The 6,675-nt window shown below is 58.8% G+C and carries 6 protein-coding genes; 1 reads left to right on the top strand and 5 read right to left on the bottom strand.

Annotated features, from left to right (window positions below; translation table 11 throughout):
* The 5 genes from SGJ19_05280 to SGJ19_05300 all read right to left on the bottom strand — a co-directional run bounded on the left by SGJ19_05280 (nt 1) and on the right by SGJ19_05300 (nt 4,973).
* Nucleotides 1-981 (bottom strand): replication-relaxation family protein, encoded by a 981-nt coding sequence (locus SGJ19_05280; protein ID MDZ4779644.1) that lies wholly within the window; start codon nt 979-981, stop codon nt 1-3.
* Nucleotides 982-1,683: 702 nt separating this feature from the next.
* On the bottom strand, nt 1,684-2,541 hold the full coding sequence (locus SGJ19_05285) for a ParB/RepB/Spo0J family partition protein (protein MDZ4779645.1): 858 nt from the start codon (nt 2,539-2,541) through the stop codon (nt 1,684-1,686).
* Entirely contained in the window at nt 2,538-3,479 is a 942-nt protein-coding gene (locus SGJ19_05290; protein MDZ4779646.1) for a ParA family protein, read from the bottom strand. Before SGJ19_05290 ends, SGJ19_05285 begins: the two co-directional genes overlap by 4 nt.
* 10 nt (nt 3,480-3,489) lie before the next feature.
* A complete protein-coding gene (locus SGJ19_05295; protein ID MDZ4779647.1) occupies nt 3,490-4,758 on the bottom strand; it encodes a hypothetical protein in 1,269 nt (422 codons plus the stop codon).
* Nucleotides 4,759-4,772: 14 nt separating this feature from the next.
* On the bottom strand, nt 4,773-4,973 hold the full coding sequence (locus SGJ19_05300) for a hypothetical protein (protein MDZ4779648.1): 201 nt from the start codon (nt 4,971-4,973) through the stop codon (nt 4,773-4,775).
* A 377-nt stretch (nt 4,974-5,350) separates the two neighbouring features.
* On the opposite strand from SGJ19_05300, the gene SGJ19_05305 reads away from it, so the two are divergent.
* A complete protein-coding gene (locus tag SGJ19_05305) occupies nt 5,351-6,289 on the top strand; it encodes a tyrosine-type recombinase/integrase (protein ID MDZ4779649.1) in 939 nt (312 codons plus the stop codon).
* Nucleotides 6,290-6,675: the final 386 nt, after the last annotated feature.

The following is a 6,675-nucleotide window of genomic DNA, read 5'->3' on the forward strand; positions in this document are numbered from 1 at the left end:
TTAGTGCTTTGCAGTGAGAAAATGTTTCAGTTCCAGTGCATTTGCGACGAATGCCTCGCGGGTGGGATCGCGGCGGTAGACCTCGCCTCGCAATCGGGTCCTAGGTTCATACTGTGTTGCGGTCGTGGCAGTGCGGTAGTCGATCGGACGCAGCCAGATCGGGCCTAGCGGGTCGGCCAGGATCGCGTCGAGTGTCGTCAGCCACGCCAACTGCAGGACGGGTCGGTGCATGGTGAGCAGCGCTTCGGCCAAATTGTTCCGCCGTTCATCGTTGTTGAGTACAAACAACACACGAAACGGGGACGATTTATACTCTGCCCGTGGACGGCCCAGCCGTGCGGCCATACCGCCGGAACGGAAGTGATCCATATACCCTAGCACTTTCATCCGCAGCGTGTCGAGGGTTTCGGTGCTGCGATCGACTTCGAGGTATGCAAGATGCGTGGAAACTTCATCGGCGAGCGACTGCTCGATGCGAACGAAGCCGTCGGGGCGAATGACGGTTTCGTGCCCAAATGCATCGCCGGTGTCGGTGTTGGCTTTGAATGAAAATAGGCGCGGCCAGGTGAGGAACTCCACGAGTGTCAATCCGGGTTGGTTGCGCATCGCCGCCGTCATGATGGCTTTGATATGGTTGACGGACAGTTCGTGGGCGAGTGTTAGCGGGGAAACGCGAACTCGTTTTTCCATCGTGTCCCAGTCGATCTTGGGAAAGTCGCGGACATGTCCGCCGGACCGGAGCATTGAAAAGCCCGCTTTGGTGAGAAACAAGATCGACCGCTCGTAATTCCGAGCGCGCGGACGTTCTGCTATCAGCTTTGCGCGCTTGAGAGTCTGAATGCGTTTCTTGGCCGCTTCGCCGCGGCCGGCGAACTGCATGAGTGCGATCTGGCCGAGCGTCAGAACGCGGCATTCAAACAGTCCGCGCAACACGTCGATGTCGCGGTCGGTCACCCGAGAGTTGTTGCGGTGCGTTTTCATGCTCGTGTTTTTCTAGCGTAACACGCGTGGGACCGGTTATGTGCAGCGATGTCAACAGTCGTGTGACTTGACACAATCCGTTGGGTGTTGTGTTTCAAGAAAAGGGGAGGACGACGCTGCGATGCCGCCGACCCGCGCCGCGATGGCCTTGCTTTGCGTCGGCGAACATCGTTTTGTACACGCGGTTGTCCGCAGTCATGCAGGCAGTGGGGCCTGCCCCCCTGTTTTCGGTAGAACACCCGTGTCCTACGGACGACTTGTGTCCGCAGGACCACCCGTCGTGCGTGCGAGTTGTCGGGCGCCGAAGTGCCCCGTCCGAATACGGCTTCGCCGGCATCGAGGACGGCAAGGGATGCAGCGCATCCCGCGGCACCTTCGAGCGGCCCCGACTTCGACCGGATTGCCGCCGCCCCCAGCGCTAGCGATCAGGGGCAAGGCCGCAGCGTGAGCAATAGCCACGCGGAGCCGTGAGGAAGCCGGTCGAAGTCGGGGGCGCAAGCACCCGACAACTCGCACGCACAGTCCGTTGCGCCGCCGCGGTTTGCGGCGGAATCCGTACTCCTTCTTCCCCTCCCCCTGGTGGGGAGACCCTTGGGGAACCCCTCAACGCACGAACGGATCGTTCGGCGGTGAAAGACACTCGTGCAAAAACACCACCGCTGAGGTGGTGTGTCCGATAGGAATCGTTGTGTTCGATGAACGCTACTCGTCCTGCTTGCCCGCTTGTTCATAAGCGGACTTCAACGCTTCGCGAAGCGCCCATACAACCCGGTCTGGGCTGAGTTTGGCCGTCGTGCTCTGCACGATCACGATCGCCTGGTGTTCGGTCTTGAACACCCGTTTGGCCTTGGGCGTCGCCGTTGTTCTGTCGTTCGATGTTGATGATGTCGGCGGTTTGTTTTCTCCAATGCGGTCGCGAATCTCCCGCTGGGTCGCGCCGCCGAGCAGCGCTTCAACCAGTTCCCGCTGCAGGTTGGGATCCTCAACGCGGGCAACACGGATCATCGCGTCGTAGCCCAGCGAAAGTCGGGTTGACCTGACTTGCGTCTGCAGCGCCGGCGGCAACGTGAGAATCCGCAGCATCCCGTTGACCCAGCGTTTGTCCTTGCCGATCAGGGTCGCCAAATCTTCCTGTGATTGCATGGCCGGGCCTTCTTCCAGGATCGATTTTAGCGCTTCGGCCAGCTCGACCGGCCCCACGTCCTCCCGCTGCACATTCGAGATAATCGACTTCTGGCGGCGTTTGATCTCGTCTTCCGGTTCGCGAATCAGCACTTCGACCTGAAACAGTCCCGCTTCCTTTGCGGCCCTGAACCGCCGGTGGCCGGTGACGATGCGGTAGGTCTCCCCTTCCGTGGGGATGACGGTGATCGGTTCGACCAACCCGACAGACTTGATCGATGCAATTAAACCTTCCATGTTGCGGAACGTCCGGCGCTCGTTTTTCGGATCTTCGCTCAGACGGTCGATGCTGACGACCAGACGACCGGTCTTCTTCAATCCGCCGGTGAGTCCTTCGCGGACCAGGTCAAGGCGGGTCTTCCCTTCGGGTAGTTTCATGATTGTGGATTTAGGTTGGTGGGTAATGGCTCCGGCGGCGGGACGATCGCTGCCCGTTCGGCAATAGGTTCGGCGGCAACTTCGGGCGGAACTGCGACGAATTCTTCTGCTGCCGACGGCGATACCACGCGGCGCGGGGTCAGCATCGCATCGGCGGCCGACAGTGCGGGAAGAAGGTCGGCATTTTCGCGCGCGAGAATCTCAATTACTTCCCTCCGCAGCGCCGCCATGTCCGCCGCCCCTTTGCTGTACGGGCGGTAGTCGAAGATCGAGCCGCCGTGTTCGTCCACCTGAGCCAGCCAGCCGCAAGTGCGGACTTCGGTTTCCGCCCGCGGAATGCCGTGGAACGCCATCGTCTCGATCACTTTGTTGCGCAATCCCTGCTGACGGGAGAGGTTGACCAGTACATGCATCAACCGGTGTTCCTCGCCTGGACGCAGCCGCATCAGCAGTTTGAAGAAGTTGGCGTAGGACCGCACGGCCTTGGTCGACTCGAACGGGACGATGAACAAATCGGACGGATAGATCGCATTTTCCATGATCGGGCTGATCTGGTTGGGCGAATCGATGACGACAAACGTGAACTGACGGGGTGAGTTGACCAGCATCCCCGTAAGCATCGTGGCATAGCCTTCGTTGTCGGTGATTTGCCGGCCCACATCTTCCAGCCCTTCGCTGGCGGCGACGAAGCTGAGGTTCGGGTACCGCGTCGGCTGAATCACCTTATCGAACGATTCCGCGCCGCCGAACGCCGATGCGAGTGTTCCACCGAGGCGCAATCCGTCACCGGCGCCCAGCCATTGGGTGACCTGCGCCTGCGGGTCCATGTCAATGAGCAGCGTGTCGTACCCGAGCAGCGCCAAACCCGAGGCGAGGTTCATTGCGATGGTGCTCTTGCCGCAGCCTCCCTTGGCGTTGATCGAAGTGATGATGTACATGCAAATTGGATTATGGGTTGATATCAAACCGCGACCGGACCGCCCGAAGCGCCGAACTAAAATCGCCCGTCGGCACGCGGTTCCCCGTCGAGTGTTCCCCCCGCAAGTCGGGTTGACCCGACTTTGCCGAAGGCGCCGGCCAGTCCTGCTCGATCGCGGTGCGGAGCAAACCGAGTCGGTTGGACTTGATGTTCCGACGACTGAGCCAGTCGATCTGGCGGACAATCCGCTGCACCGTAAAGCGGCTCGCGATCGCCTCCGCAGCCCGCTCGTCGAATCCTTCGGCTCTGAGCAATTCAAAACCGGCAGCAGCTTCAGGCGATACGATCGCCGCCTGTTGTTTCTTGTTGTTATTTATTCTTGTTATTTCTATGTCGCTGGGGTTTTTGTACCGATCGTCCGTTGTGGTTTTTGTACCGATCCCGCTGGGGTTTTTGTTCCGATCGTCAACTTGCGAATTTACCGTTGGGGTTTTTGTACCGATCATTGGTTCAACTGCTTGGTTGAGCCACTTGAGCGCGTACACTGCCGGCTTGCTGCCCCGGCCGGCGTTGGGGTCGAAAACGCCCGCTTCCAGCCGCACGATGTAGTTGTTTTCGATCGATCGGTTGATCGCATTCATGAGGGAATGCACGTCGGCGAGGTGACTGTAGCGGCGGATGTCCTCGTAACTCAGATCAATTTGCTGGCGGCGGTGGCCCCACCTGATCTGAAACCCGATGGAGAAGCGAAGGATTGAGCCCACCACCTTGAGCACCGACAATGCCTCGGTGGGAACCAGGTCGTCGAAGAACTGGTTGGGCACATAGGTTCGGTTGCCTTCGCCGGCGAAGAAGCCCCCAAACGCTTTAGGGTTTTTGAGATAATTCGCCCCTTCGTCCCAGTTCAGCTCGTACCGACCAGACGTCCCCGATGACGTTGACGACTTGGCCGCCGGAGCTTCGACACACTGAACGAAGCCGAACGCAATGGCCTCCGTCAACGCTGTCTTAATGGCGCCCCGGCTCACCCCCGCTTTGTCGATGAACTCGCTGTAGGAAATTGCATGGCGTTCCACCAGCGGCATGCCATGCGAATCGCTCCATCCCAAAGTCCGGCGAATCAGATACGCCACGATCCGCACGCAGCCGCGCGATCGGTGCGGCAGACACACGTCGAAAAACTGGTTGGGCGTGTAGGTGGTGTTGCTGGTTGGAGCCGCAAAACCGGAAAACGCCTTGTCATCAAATGGCTTTGTTAAGCGCGATACGGTCTGCTTTCCCTCCAGCGAACGGTTCATGACAGCGATGGCGATTATCTTAGTATGGTGGTGCGCGACTTGAGCGGCGTGATGTTTTTCTGTTCGATGAACATCGCGTACTCCTGCACGATCGTGTTGATCACCCAGCTTCGACTCATCCTCATGCGCTGGGCCAAGTCATTCAGATATTCGACGACCGACGGCTCAAAAGCGACGGCGGACACATAATGATTGCGTTTAGGAACGTGTGACATTTCAGGTGATTGGCGGCGCGGTTAGCAGCACCGCTCGGTCTCACCATCTTATCACCTCATGCCACAAGCCGGCGAGCAGGGAAGTTGGGGATAAGTCGCCCTGATCCCCGAAAGACCCTTGCGACAGGCCGCTTCCCCGTCGGCGAGGACTCGGCCTGCGGAAAGAAGTTTCATGGGTTACGACGCTGATGCCGCCTCGCGGCAGTTGTGATGATGAAACAATGTTCAGTGACTTATCCACAGTTCGATGGCCCCTTTGACCTTGCGCTGGGGCAGGGGTCACCTGTATCATAAAGGACGTTATGTATCGTGATAATAGTATAAACAATCAATCCCACAACCCGTTCTCCCTCTCAACCCGTTCGGAGTTTTCAGGAATGTCGCGGGCGGGCCTGCCGTCGATCATCGTCCGCGCCGGCGACGACGCGGTGCGCCGTTTCGCCGAGTTCTTCGCCGCGACAATCCGCAACCGCAACACGCGGGAAGCGTATGCGCAAGCCATTGGGCAGTTCTTTGGCTGGTGCGAGGCGAAGGGATTAGAACTCCGCACGATTCAGCCGATCGCGATCGGCGCGTACATCGAACACTTGACCCGCATCCGCTCGGCACCCACGGTCAAACAACATCTTGCGGCCATCCGCATGCTCTTCGACTGGCTGGTGACCGGCCACATCGTCGCGGTGAACCCCGCGTGGTCGGTCAAAGGCCCGCGGCACGTCGTCAAGAAAGGGAAGACCCCGGTGCTCGTCGCCGCCGAAGCGCGGCAACTGCTCGATTCGATCGAAACCAACACCATTATCGGTCTACGCGATCGGGCTTTGATTGGCGTGATGGTGTTCAGTTTCGCCCGCGTCTCGGCGGTCGTGAACATGAATGTGGACGATTATTACCAGCAAGGAAAACGAAGCTGGTTCCGACTGCACGAAAAGAACGGCAAGTTCCATGAAGTACCGGTGCATCACACGGCTGAAGAATATCTGGATCAGTATCTGGCGGCGGCAGGCTTTGCGGACGACACGAAGTCGCCGCTGTTTCGATCCATGACCGGCAAGTCCGCCGCACTCTCTGCCGATCGAATGAGCCGAATCGATGTACTCCGCATGGTCAAACGGCGTGCCGTTCCTGCCGGCATCGGCGCCGAACGCATCTGCTGCCACACGTTTCGGGCCACCGGCATCACCGCGTATCTCGAGAACGGCGGCACGCTCGAACACGCCCAGGCGATCGCTGCGCACGAGTCGCCACGAACTACTAAGCTGTACGACCGCACCGACGACGCGATCACGCTTGATGAGATTGAGCGGATCGCGATCTGACGTGAACCGCACAATCGGCGACGCAATCGAAAAGAACAAACCAGAATCGTCAGTCGGGCACCGCAAATAACTATTTTGAGGTAAACGGGGATACGCGAAACAATGATTCTAGTTGCGACAACAAATTGCTGCGGCACTTTCACGGGGAGTTGCGGTGTTACAACCCTCGAACCAATACAAACCGTGAGAATGAAGTGCCATTCGATGCCCACGCTATGCATAAACTCTGCATTTCAGAATGCGTTTGCGGTCGCACCAGCACAGTCGAAAACGTCGCGCGCAAACATGCAAAGGAGTGCAAGTTTCTTTCTGTAAATCATCGTTCGTTCTGATCGACGCACGCTTCGGCCTGCCGCTTCATCGCCGTCTCTCTGCGGAGGGCGGGC

The sequence above is a fragment of the Planctomycetia bacterium genome (assembly GCA_034440135.1).
Taxonomy (GTDB): Bacteria; Planctomycetota; Planctomycetia; order Pirellulales; family JALHLM01; genus JALHLM01.

Bases quoted from the DNA above. Each gene is read 5' to 3' on its own strand.
- SGJ19_05280 (MDZ4779644.1), bottom strand. From the start codon at position 981: ATGAAAACGCACCGCAACAACTCTCGGGTGACCGACCGCGACATCGAC.
- SGJ19_05285 (MDZ4779645.1), bottom strand. From the start codon at position 2,541: ATGAAACTACCCGAAGGGAAGACCCGCCTTGACCTGGTCCGCGAAGGA.
- SGJ19_05290 (MDZ4779646.1), bottom strand. From the start codon at position 3,479: ATGTACATCATCACTTCGATCAACGCCAAGGGAGGCTGCGGCAAGAGC.
- SGJ19_05295 (MDZ4779647.1), bottom strand. From the start codon at position 4,758: ATGAACCGTTCGCTGGAGGGAAAGCAGACCGTATCGCGCTTAACAAAG.
- SGJ19_05300 (MDZ4779648.1), bottom strand. From the start codon at position 4,973: ATGTCACACGTTCCTAAACGCAATCATTATGTGTCCGCCGTCGCTTTT.
- SGJ19_05305 (MDZ4779649.1), top strand. From the start codon at position 5,351: ATGTCGCGGGCGGGCCTGCCGTCGATCATCGTCCGCGCCGGCGACGAC.